We start from the raw sequence: 17,960 nt of genomic DNA, 5'->3' as shown, positions 1-17,960 counted from the left end.
GATGCTGCTCCAGATCGCCAGACGCACCGCGACGCTCGTCGCGAGCCTCGTCGTGAGCTCGGTGCTCGTCTTCGTCTTCATGGCGCTGCTGCCCGGCGACCCGGCCCGGGTCGCCCTGGGCGTCAACGCGTCCGAGGCGTCGGTGGCCCAGCTCCGCCGGGAGTTCGGCCTCGACGAGCCGCTCGTGAGCCAGTACCTCTCGTGGATGGGCGGGTTCCTGAAGTTCGACCTCGGCTCGAGCTACGTCTCCCGGGTGGCGATCGCACCGCAGATCGTCGACCGCCTCCAGGTCACCCTGTGGCTCGTGGTGTGCGCCATGGTGCTCGCGCTCGTCATCGCCGTCCCGTTCGGCACGGTGATGGCCCTGCGGCACCGCAAGCCGAGCGGCCTGGTGCTGTCGGCGATCTCGCAGGTCGGTGTGGCGGTTCCGGCCTTCCTCGCCGGCATCCTGCTCGTGACCGTCTTCGCCGTGAAGCTCCAGTGGCTGCCGGCCAACGGCTGGACGCCGCCGAACGAGGACCCGCCACAGTTCCTGCGCCAGCTCGTCCTGCCGGTCCTGTCGCTCGGGCTCGTGCAAGGGGCGGTCCTGACGAGGTACGTCCGCAGCGCCATCCTCGACGTGCAGCGTGAGGACTACATCCGCACGGCCCGCGCCAAGGGGCTCGGCGCCCTGCAGGCGCTGCGCCGGCACGGTTTCCGCAACGCGGCGATACCCGTCGTCACGGTGCTGGCGCTCCAGCTGGCGACGCTGCTCATCGGCGCGGTCGTCGTCGAGCGGGTCTTCGTCATCCCGGGGCTGGGCAGCCTGCTGCTCGACCAGGTGGCCAACCGCGACTTGATCTTCGTCCAGGACATCGTCATGCTGCTCGTGCTCGCCGTCCTGGTCGTCAACTTCGTGGTCGACCTGCTCTACCTCGTCATCGACCCGAGACTGAAGGTGGCACGATGAGCACCGACGCCACGCCTCGCCCGGCCGGCTCGCTCGACGGGCCCAGTGTCCCAGCGGTCCCCGCTGACCACGCCGGCGCGGCCGCGGGCCCACGCCGGCGCCCCGGAGCCAGCTTCTTCGTCGGTGCCGCCATCGTGGGCGTCGTAGTGCTCATGGCGCTCGTGTCGTTCGTGTGGACCCCCCACGACCCCACCTTCGTCGACGCCTCCGCGCGGCTGCGGTCCATCGGTGACCCCGACTACCTCCTGGGCACCGACAAGCTCGGCCGTGACGTGCTGAGCCAGGTGCTCGTCGGGGCGAGGACCACGCTCTTCGTCGGGCTCGTCGCCGTCGGCGTGGCCGGGCTCGTCGGCGTGCCGCTCGGCATCGTCGCCGCGATGGCGCCGCGAATGCTGGGGGAGCCGCTGATGCGCGGCATCGACCTGCTGCTCGCCTTCCCGGCGTTGCTGCTCGCGATCATGTTCAGCGCCGTCTACGGCGGCAGCACGCTGGTGGCCATGGTCGCCATCGGCATCGCGTCGGTGCCGAGCTTCGTGCGCCTCGTCAGAAGCGGCGCGCTGCAGGTGCTGAGCACGGAGTACGTCATGGCGGCCAGGGCCGCGGGCCGCGGGCCGTGGGCGATCGGCCTGCGGCACGTGCTGCCGAACGTCAGCGGCCTCGTCATCGTCCAGGCCTCGGTCTCGTTCGCCATCGCGGTGCTCGCCGAAGCGGCGCTGTCGTTCCTCGGATTCGGCACACCACCACCGACCCCGAGCTGGGGCCGCATGCTCCAGGAGAGCCAGGAGCTGCTGTTCGCCGCCCCTCGGCTGGCGGTCGTTCCCGGCATCGCCATCGCACTCGCCGTGCTCGGCTTCAACCTCCTCGGTGACGGGCTCCGTGACCACTACGACCCGCGGATGGAGGACCGGCGATGAGCGCCGTTGCAGCACAGACCCGCCCGACGGACGTCCCGTCTGCACGAGTGCTCGACGTCGAGGGCCTCGACGTGCGCATCGGTCGCCACCACCTGCTCCACGACGTGACGTTCAGCATCGACCGTGGCGAGCGGGTCGGGCTCATCGGCGAGTCGGGCTCCGGCAAGTCGCTCACGAGCCTCGCGCTGCTCGGCCTGCTGCCCGACGACGCGGCCGTGGGCGGCTCGATCCGGCTTGCAGGTGTCGGGCGGGACCTCGTCGGTGCCCGGGAGCGCGACCTCGCCGCGGTGCGGGGGCGTGAGGTCGCGATGGTCTTCCAGGAGCCGATGACGGCACTCAACCCGACGATGCGCGTCGGCGACCAGGTTGCCGAGGCGATCACGGTGCACGCCGGACGCGGCGGCCCCGACAGGCGGGCGGCGCGCGCGCGAGCGGTGGAGCTCCTCGACCAGGTGGGCCTGCCCGACCCCGCCGACGCGGCGAAGGCGTACCCCCACCAGCTGTCCGGTGGCCAGCGTCAGCGTGTCGTCCTCGCCATCGCCCTTGCCAACGACCCGGCGCTGCTCGTGTGCGACGAGCCGACGACGGCGCTCGACGTCACCGTCCAGGCGCGCGTGCTCGACCTCATCGTGCGGGGAGTCGAGTCCCGCGACGCCGCAATGCTCTTCATCACCCACGACCTGTCCGTCGTCGCCACGGTGTGCGAACGGGTCCTGGTCATGTACGGCGGACGGGTCGTCGAGGCGGGCCCCGTGGACGACGTGTTCCGCCGGCCGCGGCACCGCTACACGCAGGGCCTGCTCGCCGCGTCCGACCTCGCCGCGGCCTCGCCCGGCGGACGCCTGCCGACCATCCGAGGCACCGTTCCCGCGGCAGGAGCCTTTCCCGACGGCTGCGTCTTCCGCAGCCGCTGCGACCACGCGACGCAGGAGTGCGCCACGACGCCGGCCTGGACCGGTCCCGACCCGGGCAAGGGGTTCGCCTGCCACCACCCCGCCCACGAGGAGCGTGCGTCATGACGTCCCCGGCGATCAGCGTCCGCGACCTGCGCCGCGAGTACCGACGGCCACGCACCTCGCTGCGGCGCCCCGCCCCCGTCGTCGAAGCCCTCAAGGGTGTGTCGTTCGAGGTGGCTCCGGGCGAACGCTTCGGCATCGTCGGTGAGTCCGGGTGCGGCAAGTCGACGCTCATGCGCCTGCTCGCGGGTCTCGACCAGCCGACGAGCGGCGAGGTGCAGGTCGAGGGGCAGACGGTGTCGGGCCTCCCGGAGCGGCGGCTCGGCTTCCTGCGTTCCAGCCTCCAGCTCGTCTTCCAGGACCCGATGGGCTCACTCGACCCGAGGATGCGCGTGCGCGACATCATCGCCGAGCCGCTCGTCGCCCAAGGGCTGCCGGACCGCAGGGCACGCGTCAGTGAGCTGCTCGAGGCCGTCGGGCTGAGCGCCGAGGCAGGGGAGCGGTTCCCGCACCAGTTCTCGGGCGGGCAGCGCCAGCGCATCTCCATCGCGAGGGCGCTGGCGCCCAAGCCGTCGATCCTGCTCGCCGACGAGCCCGTGAGCGCCCTCGACGTGTCGGTGCGGGCACAGGTGCTCAACCTCATCACCGACCTCGTCGGCGAGCTCGGCCTCACCCTCGTCTTCGTCTCCCACGACCTGTCGGTGGTGCGTCACGTGTGCGAGCGCGTTGCCGTCATGTCCGCCGGCGAGATAGTCGAGACGGGCCCGACGCAGCAGGTCTTCGACGACCCACAGCACCCCTACACCCAGCGCCTCCTGCGGGCGGCGCCGAGCATGCGCAGAGCCCTGGCCGGGGCGGGCGCAGCCGACCTTCTCGGAGAACCATCGTGACCATCGCGTACGCACCCGAACACCCCGCAGGCCTTCCCGTCGGAGACGGCTGGGTCGACGTCGACGAGACAGCGCGGGTGACCTTTCCCTTCACCGGCGAGACCGTTGCCCTGGCGCCCATCGGTACCAGTGAGATTGCAGCACAAGCGCTTTCGTATGCCGCCGCCATCCGTGAGCAGATGGGCTCCCTCCCGTCGCACGTCCGTCGGGCGGCCCTGGCCGAGACCCATCGGTTGCTGTCCGAGCGACGGGCCGACATCGAGCAGCTCCTCGTGCTCGAGACGGGCAAGCCGCTCGTCGACTGCCGGGTCGAGGTCGACCGCACGCTCCTGACGCTCGTGACCGCGGCCGAGGAGGTGGCCCGCCTGCACGGTGAGACCGTGCCGCTCGACCTGCTGCCGAGCGGTGAGGGGCTGGTCGGGTTCTGGGTGCGCAAGCCGGTCGGCGTCGTCGTCGGGATCGCCGGGTTCAACTACCCGCTCCTGCTCGCCGTGCACAAGCTCGCGCCGGCGCTGGCCGCCGGCTGCCCGGTCGTCGTCAAGCCTGCGCCGCAGACGCCGCTCGCCACGCTGTGGCTGGTCCACGTGCTGCGCGAGGCGCTGGCGGCGGCGGGCGGTCCCCGCGCGGGCATCCAGCTCGTGACGGGCGGGGTCGAGGTCGGGGTCACGCTGACGACGGACCCGCGGGTGGCCGCGGTGTCGTTCACGGGGTCGGCCGCGGTGGGGCACCAGATCGCCCGCGACGCAGCACCGACCAAGGTGCTGCTCGAGCTCGGCTCGAACGCAGCGCTCGTCGTGGCAGCCGACGCGGACGTCGACGCTGCGGCTGATGCCGTCGTGCGGGGCGGCTACTACGCGTCGGGGCAGGCCTGCATCAGCGTGCAGCGCGTCGTCGTCGTCGAGTCGGTGCGTGACCGCTTCCTCGATGCGCTGTCGGCGCGGATCGACCGGGTCGTCGTCGGCGACCCGCGCGACGAGGCGACGCGGGTCTCGGCCCTCATCGACGCGCGGTCGACGGAGCGGGTGTCGCAGTGGGTGCGTTCCGCGTGCGACGCCGGGGCCACGCTCGTGCACGGCGGCGGCGTCCGCGAGGGCGTGATCGAGCCGACGGTGCTGCTGGACGTGCCCGACGGACAGCTGGCCTGGGACGAGGAGATCTTCGGCCCGGTCGTCGTCGTGCGGTCGGTGACCGACTTCGACGCGGCCATCGACGCCGTGAACCGCTCGCGCTACGGCCTGCACGCCAGCGTCTTCACGGAGGGGCTCGGCTCGGCCTTCGCGGCGGTCGACCGCATCGAGGCCGGCGGCGTCGTGGTCAACGAGGTGCCGGGCTTCCGCTCGGACGTCATGCCCTACGGCGGCGTCAAGGACAGCGGTGTCGGTCGTGAGGGACCCCGGTTCGCCATCGAGGAGCTGACCGTGACGCGGATGGCGATCATCCGCCCGTCGGCGGCCCACGCAGCCGCTCCAACCGCAACCGACCCGGCGCCCGAGCCGGAGGAACAGGGGGCCACCCGTGTCTGAGCTCGACCGACCCGACTACTCGCAGCTGTTCCGGCTCGACGGCCGGCGAGCCGTCGTCGTGGGTGCCGGCAGCGGCATCGGGCGCGAGAGTGCGCTCGCGCTCGCCGCCCAGGGCGCCGACGTGGTGTGCGTCGACCGCGACCTCGCCGCTGCCCGTGAGACCGCGGCGCTGGGAACCGGCGCGGACGCGTACGAGCTCGACGTGACGGACGGGGACGCGGTCGCTCGAGCTGCTCAGGAGCTCGGTGCCGTCGACGTCCTCGTCTTCACCGCGGCCACGAACGTGCGCAAGCGGCTGCTCGACTACTCCGCGGACGAGTTCGAACGTGTCGTCTCGCTCAACCTGCGTGCCCCGTTCGACCTCGTGAGGGCCTTCGGCGCGGGAATGGCCGAGCGCCGGCGGGGGAGCATCATCGGTTTCAGCTCCATCCGTGCGGTGACGGTCGAGCCCGGTCAGGGTGTCTACGCGGCCACGAAGGCGGGGCTCGTGCAGCTGCTGCGCACCGCGGCGGCCGAGCTCGGACCGCGGGGCGTTCGCGTCAACGCCGTCGCCCCTGGCATCGTCGACACACCGCTGACCGCCCAGATCCACGCCGTGCCGGAGTGGTCGGAGGCGTACGCGAGCAAGAGCGCACTCGGACGCTGGTCGCGGCCCGACGAGCTCGCCGGCGCCGTGGTCTACCTCGCCTCGGACGCCTCCTCGTTCGTCACGGGCAGCCAGCTCTTCGTCGACGGCGGGTGGACCGCTGTCGACGGCAGGTACACACCGCCGACCTGAGCCCGTGGCTCGGCGCCGACCGGCGCTCGGGGCATGTGGACAACGACGGCCCACTGTCACCGGTCGCCGTCATGCTCAACCCATGCGCTTCGACGATCTGCCGCGGGACTGGGCCCAACGACCGATCACCGACCCCGCCGTGCTCGAGGGTGTGGTCGACCTGATCGCCACCGACCGGTCGAGGGTGGGCGGCGCCACCTACCTGCTCCTCTGCCATCACAACAGGCGGTTGCTGCAGCCAGTCTGCCTGCCTGACGAGCCACGACAGGTCGACACGGCCGCGGTCGGCGAGCGAGTCTCCCTGGCCCTGGCGGAGGCGGCGCGGCACGGCGTGCACGACGTCGTGATGGTGATCGCGCGGCCGGGCCGGTCCACGCCGACGCCTCGCGACCGCGACCTGCGCGCGGCCTTCGAGGCGGCCTGCCGCAGTGCCGGCGTGACCCTGCACGCGGTTGCGATCGCGGCGCCCGAGGCCGTCGGGGTGCTGCCCAGCGAGGGCGACAGCGCAGCGGCCTGAGCGGCGTCGTCCGGCTCGGGTCGGACGACCTGCAGAGACCTACGGCCTCCTCCGTCCCTGGTGCGGTTCATCGGGGTACCGTCCAAGCGGTGACCGCCATCGCGGCCACGACCCGACCTTGGAGGACCGATGACGCAGGCCCATGCACCGGGGACGTCCACAGCGCGTCCGCGTGGCTCGATCGGTTGGCAGTGGTGGGCCGCCCTCGCGCTCGCCGGGGGCGCCGCGGCGGTGGGCGGCGACTTCGATCTCGAGGCGAGCCCCGGCGCGTCCGGTACGGCTGGAGGTGTGCGATGAAGTGGTGGCTGGTCCTCGTGGCCTTGCTGATCGGCGCGGTCGTGACCTGGTTCCTGACGAGGCGCGAGGGCGAGTCCGTCCCGAGCGGTGAATCCCCGGTCTCAGGAAGCGAACGGTCTGGTCAGGGTGAGGCGGGCCGTTCCCCGTCACGCGACGCGGGTGTCGGCGACGCGTACGAGGGCGAGGTCGACGACGCGTCGGCCTTCGGCGGTGCGCCCACGGAGTTCTCGTCCCAGCTCGGGTCGGCAGAGAGCTGGCACCGCGACGCGCAGGACGAGGATGCACTGCTGGCCCGCGAGCCCGCGTCAGAAGTGGGCGATGTGGAGGCCCACGTCCCGCCCGTGGCTGAGGCGACACCCTACGGCGACGTGGCCGGACTCGGAGAGCCTGAAGCCATCCGGGCTGTCGATGCGGTCGAGGTTGATGCCGAGGCCGCGAAGCAGGTCGAGGCTCCCAGCCGCGCGCCACGCGAGTCCGAGCAGGGGACGTTCGTGTTCGACGAGGGTGCGGCCGACGATGGCGTCGGCGACAAGCCGGCCCAGGGAACGTAGACCCACGCATTCGCCAGGCTGCCGCCGGCCACTCTGCGTTGGTTCGCCCCGTGACTCACGATCGCGCAGCCCCCAGGCGGCGCCCTCATCCGCCCACGTGCGTCATCCGATGACTCAACGCACAGTGGTCGCGGAGCGATTCATGCTCAGTTGTTGACGAGCACGCCCTTCGCCTCCCGCACCGTCACGACCGTTGGAGGGCCTGGAACGGTGACGGTCGCCGGGATCTCGTCCCACGTGCTGCCGTCGAGGCTGAAGTCCGCCCCGAACGTGGTGTTGACGCGGACGGGGAACTGCCCCTTGGCGCCGTAGACGTGGGTGATGTCGCCGTCCGGGTAGACGCCGCCTGTCGATGTCGTCGGGCCGACCGAGGACCCGTCGCCGAAGACGTAGGTGAAGCCGACGAGCTTCGGCCGGATCTGCACAGGGATCCCACGCAGCACGGACCGGTCGACCTCGCCGGGCTGGAAGCCCTTCGGCGTCCAGTTGACCTTGTAGAAGGTCCGCAGGTTCACGAGGGTCGTATTGCCGGCCGGCTGGCTGGAGACCTGCGGTTTCGACCACGGCGTCCGCATGAAGGCTCCCTTGAGATCCGCCATAGTCAGCGTCGGCCTAGCCCCCGGCGCCACATCCGCTGCGCATGTTAGGCCGATCAGGATCCAAGGGCCCGGGGACTTCCCGGCTGCGACCACACGCCGCCAAATGCGCAGCCGCGGCCCGACTTCCGTCGGTGGGCACGACCTTAGGGCGCCGGTGCACGTGACGCCTTCCGTGCTCGATCCCGGCTTTGCCTCATAGCAGTCGGCCAGGGACCTGTACTCGTAGCGCGGCAACTTGGCGTCTCTGTCGACGACAACACCCCCGTCGTCGCCAGGGAAGTTGGGCAGGTTGATTACGTCCTGGCGTGGGAGGAGCTGAGCGTAGGCGCCGTCCTTATCGTTTCCACAGTCGACCCATTCGCCGTCACACGGGTTCGCTCCGGTGGTCGCGCCTGAGTGAGGTTCCAAGGACAGAAGGGAGAGCGCGATCGTTATCGAGGCGATCGCGCGACTGAGGATCATGAGGCGGTCTGGAGTCGTTGTGCGACCCAGTGGCCGTGAGCCACTCCCAAGGTCATGACGAAAGCCCCAGGCCCCTCTGCCGTGGTGCGAATCGTGTTGCCTTTGGAGTCGATAACCGCGACCGAAATCTGTTGCACGTCGATCAGCACCTGGCGTGCGCTGCCTGTGGTGGCCACTGCGGTCGTTCCCGTGACTTTGATTGAGGGTGCGGTGTGTCGCTGATGCTTCATTTTGAGCGTTTGCAGGGAGTCGTGCATGGCCTTGCAAGTCTCGCAGGCCGGGGTAAACAAGCCCTCGAGAACCTGAGGATTTGCCGTCGTAGCGCCAGTGTTTAGCGATTCGATAAAGAAGCGCGCAAACGCCTGGGCTCCCGCCTCGGTCTTCGCCCGGGCGGCGGCGGGGATCTTGGCGATCACTGGGTCAACCGTGGCCGTCGGGGTGGGCTTGGTCGTGGTGGACGGCACGGCCGTCGTGGTCGCCGGCGTTGACGACGTCACCGGGGGAGTGGCCGTGTCCTGGCCGGGGTCACTGCCCGTGCAGGCACCGAGCGTCGCCAGCGCGACGAGCGCGGCGGCATACGGCAGCAGCTTCCGGTGTCGGTCGGCCCTGGCGGCGGCGGTCATCGGCATCCCCTGTCGATCGTCGACCATCGTGTGCGGTGCGTCTGTGAAGGGCGTTTCGCCCCCGTTGTTCCTCCTCGGAACCTATGGCCATCCTGCCCGACACGCACGCCGAGCGACCCCCACCGTCCACAGCCCCCCGGGTGCGCATCCTCCGGTGGGACAGGTCACAATGGTGACGATTCGCTGCCGTCAGGGGCCGTTCGACGCTGCGATTCCGGGGACTCGCCGGTGACACACCCACGAGTTTCGGAGCACGGGCGACCGGCAGGTAACCTTTCCGCGGTCCTGCGCGCACCTCCACGCGCGCAGTAGCTATTCGCCCTAGCAGTGGGCGTGCAAGGAGCCCCATGTCTCGCACCGACAGCGTCGACGTCAAGCGTTGGCGCGCGAAGTACGCGCTCATCGAGCGAGCCGCCGAGGCCGACAAGGACGCCCAGGCACTCTTCGCCGAGCTCGACTCTGAGCGCGCGTCCCGCAACGGCGAGCTGCGCGAGATCCTCGCCGACCTCGTGGCCTCCAGCGACCTGCTCGCCTTCAAGGAGGCGATGAACCAGTGGACCCGCAAGGACGGTCCCTACGTCGGCTTCGGCCCCATCGGGGGCCCGTGGCTCGCCTCACTCGTCCGTCGCGCCGAGGAGGAGTACGCCGAGGTCGTGGGCCTGCTCAAGCTCACCCTGCAGACACCGGCCTCCCCGCAGGACGCCTCCGACAAGCTCCAGGCCATGGAGGCCTTCCTCGCCCGCGGCGGCGCACGGGGCCAGCGGGCCCCCGGACCGGGCCACACGGCATACGTCCTCTCGCTCTTCTGGTCGACCGACGACGGTGGCGAGTGGCCCCTCATGTGGGAGAACGCGCCGCACATGCTGCAGCGCCTCGGCTGGCTCGAGCGCGGCCTGAGCCACGCCGAGCGCTACGTCGCGTTCGCCGACCTCTGCGGCGCGCTGCGTCCCGAGGACCCCAAGTACGCCGCTCGCATCCTCTGGTACCTCAAGGAGACCGAGGCCTTCGTGGGCATCGCGCCCAAGGCGCTCGACGTGTGCGTGGAGGCCGCCGAGATCGCGGCCGACTTCCGCCCGTCCTCGGGCTACAGCAACGACAAGCGCGAGGAGCGCGCCGCCGACCTGGCACGCCAGCTGCGCGGCGAGGCCGACCACATCTCCGACAGCCTCATCGAGCGCCTCTCCACCGAGACGGGCCTCTACCTCGAGGCCCCGACGCTGGCCCTGCAGCAGCACGCCGGCGAGGACGCCGCCTACCGCTCCGACCTGTATGCCGCGTGGATCCTCGTCGGCGGCGCCGGAGCCCCCGGCTTCCGCCTGTGGGTCACCCCTTCGGGAGTCGCGTTCGGCCTCCACGGTGGCTGGGAGGGCGAGAGCGACCAGCAGCACCGCGAGGTCGGCACCATCGTGCAGGAGCACCTGCCCCGCGGACTGACCTTCTTCCGCGTGCACGAGGACGGCCGCACCGACCGGCTCGAGCCGGTCGGGCGCGAGTACCCGTCCGGCGAGGCGTTCGTCGGGCGCTGGTGGAAGGGCGACGAGGCGCTCGGTCGTGCCGACTTCGCCGACGACATCATCGCCACCGCCCGTACGCTCACGCCCCTGCTGCGCTTCATGACCTCCAGCCAGCGCGGCCCCCTCGACGACCCCAGCCTCGAGCTCGCCGCCATGGTCGACCTCGAGAGCGAGGTCGACATCTTCAAGACCGAGCGGCCCTACCCGAGCGAACGCGACGCCTGGCACCAGGAGCAGCGGCGCGTCTTCGCCGCCTGCCTCTCCCGCGAGGGGCTCGAGGACTTCGACCTCGCCACGTTCAAGCGCATCGTCTCGACGCGTGGCTACGGCGACATCGGCGCCCAGTCGGTGCTCATCAGCAGCATCAACGCCCTCGACGCCACCGGCATCGACGAGCTGCGTCTCATGGTGCGCGACCTGCTCTGGGGCGAGGGACGTGACGAGGAGCGCATCAACCGCGTCCTCGGCTCCGACGACGTGCCGGTCCAGGGGTTCGGCGAGAGCGTCGTGCTCAAGCTCTTCGCGATCGCGCACCCCGAGCACTGGCTGCCGCTCTTCGCCCTCGGTGGCGACTCCGGCAAGATCGCCATGCTGACCCGCCTCGGCGGCCCCGCCCGCTGGACCGAGGGCAAGTCGCGCGGTCGCACCCACGTCGAGACCAACGCCCTGCTCAAGCAGACCCTCGACCCGCTCCTGCCCGACGACCCCTGGGGTCAGGCGCAGCTCGCCTACTGGCTCATGCGCCGCTCGGACAAGGCGCTCATGCCCGACCACGACGCGCTCGGCGACGCTGCCCAGGAGCTGCTCATCGAGGAGGACTTCCTCCGCGAGATCCGGGCGCTGCTCGAGGAGAAGAAGCAGGTCATCTTCTACGGGCCTCCCGGCACCGGCAAGACGTACCTCGCGCAGCGCTTCGCCCAGGCCCTGCAGCCCGACCCCGCCAAGCGAGACATCGTCCAGTTCCACCCGAGCAGCAGCTACGAGGACTTCTTCGAGGGCTTCCGGCCGCAGATCGACCACCAGGGCCAGATGGTCTACGAGCTGCGCAAGGGCCCGCTCGCGCTCCTCGCCGAGGCGGCCGAGGCCGACCCGCTGACGCCGCACATCATGATCATCGACGAGATCAACCGCGCGAACCTGCCGCGCGTCTTCGGCGAGCTGCTCTTCCTGCTCGAGTACCGCTCGCACTCGGTCAAGACGAGCTACCGCCCCGACGAGGGCTTCGAGCTGCCGCCGAACCTCTACTTCATCGGCACGATGAACACCGCCGACCGGTCCATCGCCCTCGTCGACGCCGCGCTTCGCCGCCGCTTCGACTTCGTGCCGTTCATGCCGCACGACGGGCCCATGGAGGGCCTGCTCCGTCGCTGGCTCGAGGCCCACGACGGGCCCGTCTGGGTCGCCAACCTCGTCGACCGCGTCAACGAGGACCTACGGCGTGCGCTGCGCGGGCCGCACCTGCAGATCGGGCACTCGTACTTCATGCGTCCCGGGCTCGACGGCGACGAGGCCACGCTGCGCCGCATCTGGGACTACAACGTCTACCCCTTCATCGAGGACCAGCTCTACGGCCGCGAGCACGAGCTGGCCCAGTTCCGCTGGGACAACGTGAAGGCCCGCTACGGCCAGCTCGACCTGTCGCGACCGTGACGGCGACGACCCCGACCGCCTCCCGGACTCGGCGACACCGCGTCGCGCCGACCCGCCGATGACGATCGAGCTGCCCCCGATCCCCGAGCACGGACGTTCGGGGCCGGTCCGCCTGTCCCGCGAGACACGTGCCGCCCTCGTGGTGGCCGCGGGGGAGCGGCTCGTCATCCACGCCACCGCCGACCCGGACGTCGTGACGATCGGCGCGACGAGCTGGGTGGGCGCCCTCGCCGTGCCCGGCCTCGTCGTCCGGGTCGCCCCCAAGGTGTCGGTCACCAACTTCTTCGCGATGCTCGGCGCCGGGGTCTCGCCCGACGCCTTCGACCACGAGCACGTGACGTGGAGCGACACCGACGAGCTCATCGACGGAGTCGCCTACTTCGCGATCCGCCTGATCGACTCGGCGACGATGCGCGGGCTCGTCCACGGCTACGTCCCGCGCGAGGAGCGGATGCGCACCATCCGCGGTCGCCTGCTCGTGGAGGAGTTCGCCCGCCGCCCGTGGAGCGCCGCCGAGCCACAGTGCCGCTTCGACGACTTCACCGCCGACATCGTCGAGAACCAGCTCTTCCGGTGCACCCTCCAGGCGATGCTCGCCTGGCCGCAGCTCGCCCCGAACGTCCGGCGCGAGGCGTTGCGGGTGCTCGGCCGTTTCGACGGAGTCGCCGACACGCCCGCCACGAGGCACGCGGCTCCGTTGCCGATCACCCGCCTCAACGAGCACTACGAGGACGCGATGCGCCTCAGTCGCCTTGTGCTGCAAGCGATGTCGCTGAGCCATGAGGCCGGTGACCAGCAGGCGAACAGCCTCATGGTCGACATGGACGACCTGTTCCAGCGCTGGATCTCCCAGGAGCTCGACCTGCGCCTCGCCCCGGACCTTCGCATCGAGACCGACGAGGACGTCTGGCTCGACGAGGGGCGCGCCGTGACGATGGCTCCCGACCTCGTCGTGCGCCGCGGGAGCGATGTCGTGCTGGTCGGCGACGCCAAGTACTCGATGGGCGCCGACGGCTACATGGCCTCGCGCGACTACCTCGAGCTCATCGCGTACACCACCGCCCTCGGGCTGCCGACGGGCATGCTCGTGCACTGCAACACCGACCGTGCGCCAGAGTCCGAGATCGTCATCCGCAACGCCGGCACGCGCATCCTCTGCCGTCCGATCCGCCTCGACGGGTCGTATGCCGCCGTGTGCAGGTCGCTCGACGCGCTCGCCGACCTGGTGCGCGAGCTCGTGGACTCACCGGGCGAGCTCGAGGTGCCGACCCTCGTCCGCTCGCGCCGCTGAGCCATCGACCACAGCGCGACCCAGGCGTCGCCTCCCTGTATGCCGCCGTGCTCAGTCCGGGGTGAACGCGCAGAACTCGTTGCCCGCCGGGTCGAGCATCACGGTCCAGCCGATGTCGCCGTCGCCCTTCCGGCGGGTCACGGTCGCCCCTGCTGCCACCAGGGGGCCGAGGTCGAGCGCCGTCACGTCGACGTGGATGCGGTTCTTCGTCGTCTTCTCCTCGGGCACGGGCTGGAAGACGACCGCCTCGAAGGGCAGGCCCGCGACTCCCTCGACGTGGCTGAACCCGTCGTCGCGGACGGCACTGCCACCGAGGACCTCGGCCCACCACTCGGTGAGCCGGTGGGCGGCGTCGGCGTCGCCGGTGACGTCCCAGACGAGCTCGTAGAACGGCTGCGTCACGGGCTTGTCGCGCACGAAGACGCAGAACTCCTGACCGTCCGGGTCGAGCATCACCGTCCAGCGCGGCTGCTCGTCGTGCACGACGGCGCCGGCATCGAGCGCCGGCTGGAGCGAGCCCGCGTTGACGTCGATGTGCAGCCGGTTCTTCACGGTCTTGGGCTCGGGAACGCGGTTGAACCACACCCGGACCTCGTCGCCGACCCGCAGGCACGAGTCGCCGTCGTCGTGCGGGTGGGACTCCCAGCCGAGGAGCGGACCCCAGAACGCCGACAGGGCGTGCGGGTCCGACGCGTCGATGCAGAGGTCCTTGTACGTCGCGAGCGGCATACGGCGACCGTAGCCGTCGGCGGGGACGATCGGCGTCGGCCCGGCCCCGACCGGCGTCGCCCGGCGCTGGCCAGCGCCGGGCGGCACCGGGTGGACGTCGTCATGTCGGTGGCGGACGGCATACTCGGCGCCATGCAGCGCATCGACGGTCACCTGGTCCTGAGCCCCACGGACCTCACCAAGCACGTCGCCTGCGCGCACATCACCACGCTCGACCTCGCGGCGCTCGACGCTGCACCGGGGCGCGGCGGCCGGCCGTCGGGCACCGACGACTCGCTCAACCTCGTTTTCGCAAAGGGGCTCGAGCACGAGCGCGCCTACCTCGACCGGCTCGTGGCCGAGGGCCGTGTCGTCGAGGACATCGCCGCGCTGGCGCTGCGCGGGCCGGCCGCCGAGGCGGCGACCGTCGACGCCATGCGCCGCGGCGTCGACGTGGTCTACCAGGCGACGTTCTATGACGGGCACTGGGTCGGTCTCGCCGACTTCCTCCTGCGCGTGGACCTGCCCCAAGGCGAGCGCAGCGCCTTCGGCACGTGGCGCTATGACGTCGCCGACACCAAGCTCGCCCGTCGCCTCAAGGTGCCCGCCCTCCTGCAGATGGCGACGTACGCCGCCCGCCTCGAGACGCTCCAAGGCGTGCCTCCGCAGTGGCTGACCGTCGTAACGGGTGACACCGAGGCGCACCCGTGGCGTCTCGTCGACGTCGCCCCGTACGCGCGTCGCCGCCGCGCGGAGCTGCTCGACGCCATCGCCAACCCGCGCGAGACCGAGTCGTCCCGCGTGCAGCACTGTGGGCAGTGCCGCTGGAAGGAGAGGTGCGCGCAGGAGTGGCTCGACCGAGACGACCTCATCCAGGTCGCCGGCATGCGCGCCGACCACCGCGCGGCCCTCATCGACCTCGGCATCCCCACGCTTCGCGCTCTCGCGGGCTCCACCGAGGAGCAGCTCGCGCCCCGCCTCTCGACGACGACCCGGCGCAGGCTGCTCCAGCAGGCCCGGCTCCAGCTCGCCGAGCGCGAGACGGGGCAGGCGCAGTTCGAGCTGCTCGACCCCGAGCCGGCGCGCGGCCTGCAGATGCTCCCCGAGCCCGACGACGGCGACGTCTACCTCGACTGCGAGGGCGACCCGTGGGCCGAGGGCGGCGCCGGCCGCGAGTACCTCGCAGGCATCTGGACGCGCCAGGGCGAGTTCGTCGACTTCTGGGCCCACGACTTCGACGAGGAGGGCCGGCTGACCACCGACCTGCTCGACTGGCTCACGGAGCGGTGGCGCCTGCACCCGGGCATGCACGTCTACCACTACGCGCCGTACGAGACGACCGCCCTCAAACGGCTCGTCGGCCAGCACGCCACGCGCGAGGCGGAGCTCGACCAGCTGCTGCGTCACGAGGTCTTCGTCGACCTGTATGCCGTCGTGCGCCAGGGCGTCCGCATCAGCAAGGGCTCCTACTCGATCAAGAAGCTCGAGGAGTTCTACTGGGGCCACACGCGCAAGGCCGAGGGTGACGGCGTGGCCGACGGACTCTCCTCCGTCGTCGAGTACGAACGCTGGCTCGCCGGCCGCGAGGACGGCGAGGCCGACCAGGCGATCCTCGACGACATCCGCCGCTACAACGAGGAGGACGTCCGCTCCACGCTCGCGCTGCACGACTGGCTCGAGGCCCGACGGGCCGAGCTCGCCGCATGCGGTCACACCCTGTCGCGGCCGGTGCCCGAGCAGCTGCGCGAGATCGGTGACGACGAGCGGGCCGAGATCCAGCTCGCCGAGGCCCTCGTCGATGCCGGGCACCACCTGCTGGCCGGGCTCGTCGGCTGGCACCGGCGCGAGAAGCGCCCCGAGTGGTGGGACTTCTTCCGCTACAAGGAGCTCGAGACCGCCGAGCTCGTCGAGGACGGCACCGCCATCGGTGACCTCGGCGAGCCCGAGGAGATGCGCATCGTCAAGCTCTCGAAGGTCTGGCGCTACCCGTTCCCGCCGCAGGACTGCAAGGTGTCGATCGGCAAGTACGTCCCCGACGTCGACACGCATGCGCCGGTCGGCAAGGTCGTCGACCTCGACCCGGTCGAGGGCTGGGTCGAGCTGTCGATGAAGAAGTCGCTCGCCCCGCCGCACCCTCGCGGGCTGGGCGGTCCCGGGCCCGTCATGGACCAGGTCCTCCGCGCCAGCATCGCCCGCACCGCCGCACTGGCCCTGTCCGGCGGAGGCAACCTCGCCACCCGGCTCCTCGACCGCGTCGTCCCCGCCCCCGACATGCTCGCCGCCCGTGAGGACGAGACGCCCAAGGACGTCGTCGTCCGGGTCGGTCGAGGGCTCCACGGTGAGGTGCTCGCGGTTCAGGGCCCGCCCGGAACCGGCAAGACGTATGCCGGCTCGGCCCTCATTCGCGAGCTGCTCGACGCCGGGCTCCGGGTCGGCGTCACGGCGCAGTCCCACGCCGTCGTGCTCAACCTCCTCGACGAGGTGCAGCGCCCCGCGTGGCACAAGGACGGCAGCAACGCGGAGGAGGGCGCCGAGCCCGACGACCCCAACGCGCTGATCCGGCACACGACCGACAACGCCGAGATCGCCGCAGCCCTCGCGGGCGGCCAGGCCAACCTCGTCGGAGGCACCGCCTGGCTCTGGTCCCGCGACGACATGGTCGACGCCGTCGACGTGCTCGTCATCGACGAGGCCGGGCAGTTCTCGCTCGCCAACGCCGTCGCCGTGGCTCCCGCCGCGCGCTCACTCGTCCTGCTGGGCGACCCCCAGCAGCTGACCCAGCCCACCAAGGCCGTGCACCCCTACGGTTCCGGGGTCTCGGCCCTCGACCACCTCCGCACCGACGCCGACGGCGGCGTGCACGACGTCATCCCACCCGAGCGCGGCGTCTTCCTCGACCGCACCCACCGCATGCACCCGTCGCTCACGGCCTTCGTCTCCGAGCTGGCCTACGAGGGCCGCCTCCAGCCTGCGCCCGGCCGTGAGCTGCTGGCGGTCGACGCGCCCGGCGCCCTGTCCGGCGACGGCCTCCGGTGGGTGCCCGTCGAGCACGACGAGCCCAGCGAGCAGTCGAGCCGACAGGAGGCCGCCGTCGTGGGCGAGCTCATGGCAGACCTGCTCCGCGGCGCGTGGACCGACGCGGCGGGCGTGACCCGGCCCATCGGCATCGACGACATCCTCGTCGTCGCCCCCTACAACGCCCACGTCGCCACGCTCGCGGCGGCGCTCCCCGAGGGCGCAAGGGTGGGCACGGTCGACAAGTTCCAGGGCCAGCAGGGTGCCGTCGTCATCTACTCGATGGCCAGCACGACAGCGGCGCTCGCGCCGCGTGGGGTGTCGTTCCTCTATGACCTGCACCGCCTCAACGTCGCGATCTCGCGGGCCAAGGCGCTCGCCGTCATCGTCGGCAGCCCGTTGCTCACCGACGCCGAGGTGCACACGCCCGAGGAGCTCCGTGCGGTGAACGCCCTGTGCCGCTACGTCGACGAGGCCAAGGAGGTCTGAGACCCGGTTCCTCGACGGGCCGGACCTCGCGTCAGAACCGCGGACGGCCAGGTCCGCAGCGGTGCCGGTAGTGCGTCACGTCGCCAGACCGATTGTGGCGCAGTCGAATTCATTCTCCACAGATGTGCTGAACCCCTTGAAAGGTAGTCGAACATCCGTTCTGCATATCTGCTTGGGTGAAGTAGAATCTGTCGATGACCGTGAATCCAATTCGGGGCGTGGATTATCCGTCGA

General features: G+C 71.2%; 14 protein-coding genes. 11 read left to right on the top strand and 3 right to left on the bottom strand.

Translation table 11 applies throughout. The features are described 5' to 3' along the window. Nucleotide 1 precedes the first annotated feature (1 nt). The 8 genes from ACFQ2V_RS20575 (at nucleotide 2) to ACFQ2V_RS20540 (ending at nucleotide 7,375) form a co-directional block, all read left to right on the top strand. Nucleotides 2–949: an ABC transporter permease gene (locus tag ACFQ2V_RS20575; protein WP_386054814.1), complete on the top strand. Its 948-nt coding sequence runs from the start codon at nucleotides 2–4 to the stop codon at nucleotides 947–949. Next, the gene (locus tag ACFQ2V_RS20570) at nucleotides 946–1,863 is read left to right on the top strand and encodes an ABC transporter permease (RefSeq protein WP_386054813.1); all 918 of its coding nucleotides are present in this window, start codon (nucleotides 946–948) and stop codon (nucleotides 1,861–1,863) included. The genes ACFQ2V_RS20575 and ACFQ2V_RS20570 overlap by 4 nt, the downstream gene beginning before the upstream one ends. Beyond that, the gene (locus ACFQ2V_RS20565) at nucleotides 1,860–2,882 is read left to right on the top strand and encodes an ABC transporter ATP-binding protein (protein WP_386054812.1); all 1,023 of its coding nucleotides are present in this window, start codon (nucleotides 1,860–1,862) and stop codon (nucleotides 2,880–2,882) included. Before ACFQ2V_RS20570 ends, ACFQ2V_RS20565 begins: the two co-directional genes overlap by 4 nt. Further along, nucleotides 2,879–3,709, top strand: a complete 831-nt coding sequence (locus ACFQ2V_RS20560; RefSeq protein WP_386054811.1) for an ATP-binding cassette domain-containing protein — start codon at nucleotides 2,879–2,881, stop codon at nucleotides 3,707–3,709. The genes ACFQ2V_RS20565 and ACFQ2V_RS20560 overlap by 4 nt, the downstream gene beginning before the upstream one ends. Further along, entirely contained in the window at nucleotides 3,706–5,232 is a 1,527-nt protein-coding gene (locus ACFQ2V_RS20555; protein ID WP_386054810.1) for an aldehyde dehydrogenase family protein, read from the top strand. The genes ACFQ2V_RS20560 and ACFQ2V_RS20555 overlap by 4 nt, the downstream gene beginning before the upstream one ends. Then, nucleotides 5,225–6,010: an SDR family NAD(P)-dependent oxidoreductase gene (locus ACFQ2V_RS20550; protein ID WP_386054809.1), complete on the top strand. Its 786-nt coding sequence runs from the start codon at nucleotides 5,225–5,227 to the stop codon at nucleotides 6,008–6,010. The genes ACFQ2V_RS20555 and ACFQ2V_RS20550 overlap by 8 nt, the downstream gene beginning before the upstream one ends. Before the next feature lie 82 nt (nucleotides 6,011–6,092). After that, nucleotides 6,093–6,527, top strand: a complete 435-nt coding sequence (locus ACFQ2V_RS20545; RefSeq protein ID WP_386054808.1) for a hypothetical protein — start codon at nucleotides 6,093–6,095, stop codon at nucleotides 6,525–6,527. Nucleotides 6,528–6,820: 293 nt separating this feature from the next. Continuing rightward, nucleotides 6,821–7,375: a hypothetical protein gene (locus ACFQ2V_RS20540; protein ID WP_386054807.1), complete on the top strand. Its 555-nt coding sequence runs from the start codon at nucleotides 6,821–6,823 to the stop codon at nucleotides 7,373–7,375. Between the two features lie 146 nt (nucleotides 7,376–7,521). On the opposite strand, the gene ACFQ2V_RS20535 is transcribed toward ACFQ2V_RS20540, so the two are convergent. Together ACFQ2V_RS20535 and ACFQ2V_RS20530 are read right to left on the bottom strand one after the other, a co-directional pair. Then, on the bottom strand, nucleotides 7,522–7,890 hold the full coding sequence (locus ACFQ2V_RS20535) for a hypothetical protein (protein WP_386054806.1): 369 nt from the start codon (nucleotides 7,888–7,890) through the stop codon (nucleotides 7,522–7,524). Nucleotides 7,891–8,432: 542 nt separating this feature from the next. Continuing rightward, nucleotides 8,433–9,059 (bottom strand): DUF6318 family protein, encoded by a 627-nt coding sequence (locus tag ACFQ2V_RS20530; protein ID WP_386054805.1) that lies wholly within the window; start codon nucleotides 9,057–9,059, stop codon nucleotides 8,433–8,435. Nucleotides 9,060–9,406: 347 nt separating this feature from the next. Between ACFQ2V_RS20530 and ACFQ2V_RS20525 the strand changes: the two genes are divergently transcribed. Together ACFQ2V_RS20525 and ACFQ2V_RS20520 are read left to right on the top strand one after the other, a co-directional pair. Continuing rightward, complete coding sequence (locus ACFQ2V_RS20525; RefSeq protein ID WP_386054804.1) at nucleotides 9,407–12,223, top strand: McrB family protein; 2,817 nt, start codon at nucleotides 9,407–9,409, stop codon at nucleotides 12,221–12,223. A gap of 58 nt (nucleotides 12,224–12,281) precedes the next feature. Continuing rightward, a complete protein-coding gene (locus ACFQ2V_RS20520) occupies nucleotides 12,282–13,514 on the top strand; it encodes an McrC family protein (protein WP_386054803.1) in 1,233 nt (410 codons plus the stop codon). 51 nt (nucleotides 13,515–13,565) lie between these two features. Here the strand turns inward: ACFQ2V_RS20520 and ACFQ2V_RS20515 are convergent, their stop codons facing one another. Then, nucleotides 13,566–14,396 (bottom strand): VOC family protein, encoded by an 831-nt coding sequence (locus ACFQ2V_RS20515; RefSeq protein WP_386054802.1) that lies wholly within the window; start codon nucleotides 14,394–14,396, stop codon nucleotides 13,566–13,568. Between ACFQ2V_RS20515 and ACFQ2V_RS20510 the strand changes: the two genes are divergently transcribed. Then, the gene (locus ACFQ2V_RS20510) at nucleotides 14,376–17,726 is read left to right on the top strand and encodes a TM0106 family RecB-like putative nuclease (protein WP_386054801.1); all 3,351 of its coding nucleotides are present in this window, start codon (nucleotides 14,376–14,378) and stop codon (nucleotides 17,724–17,726) included. The two genes, ACFQ2V_RS20515 and ACFQ2V_RS20510, sit on opposite strands and share 21 nt — an antisense overlap. Nucleotides 17,727–17,960: the final 234 nt, after the last annotated feature.

The organism is Terrabacter terrigena (genome assembly GCF_042676085.1).
Lineage (GTDB): Bacteria > Actinomycetota > Actinomycetes > Actinomycetales > Dermatophilaceae > Terrabacter > Terrabacter terrigena.
This window is presented reverse-complemented; position numbering and strand designations above follow the sequence as displayed.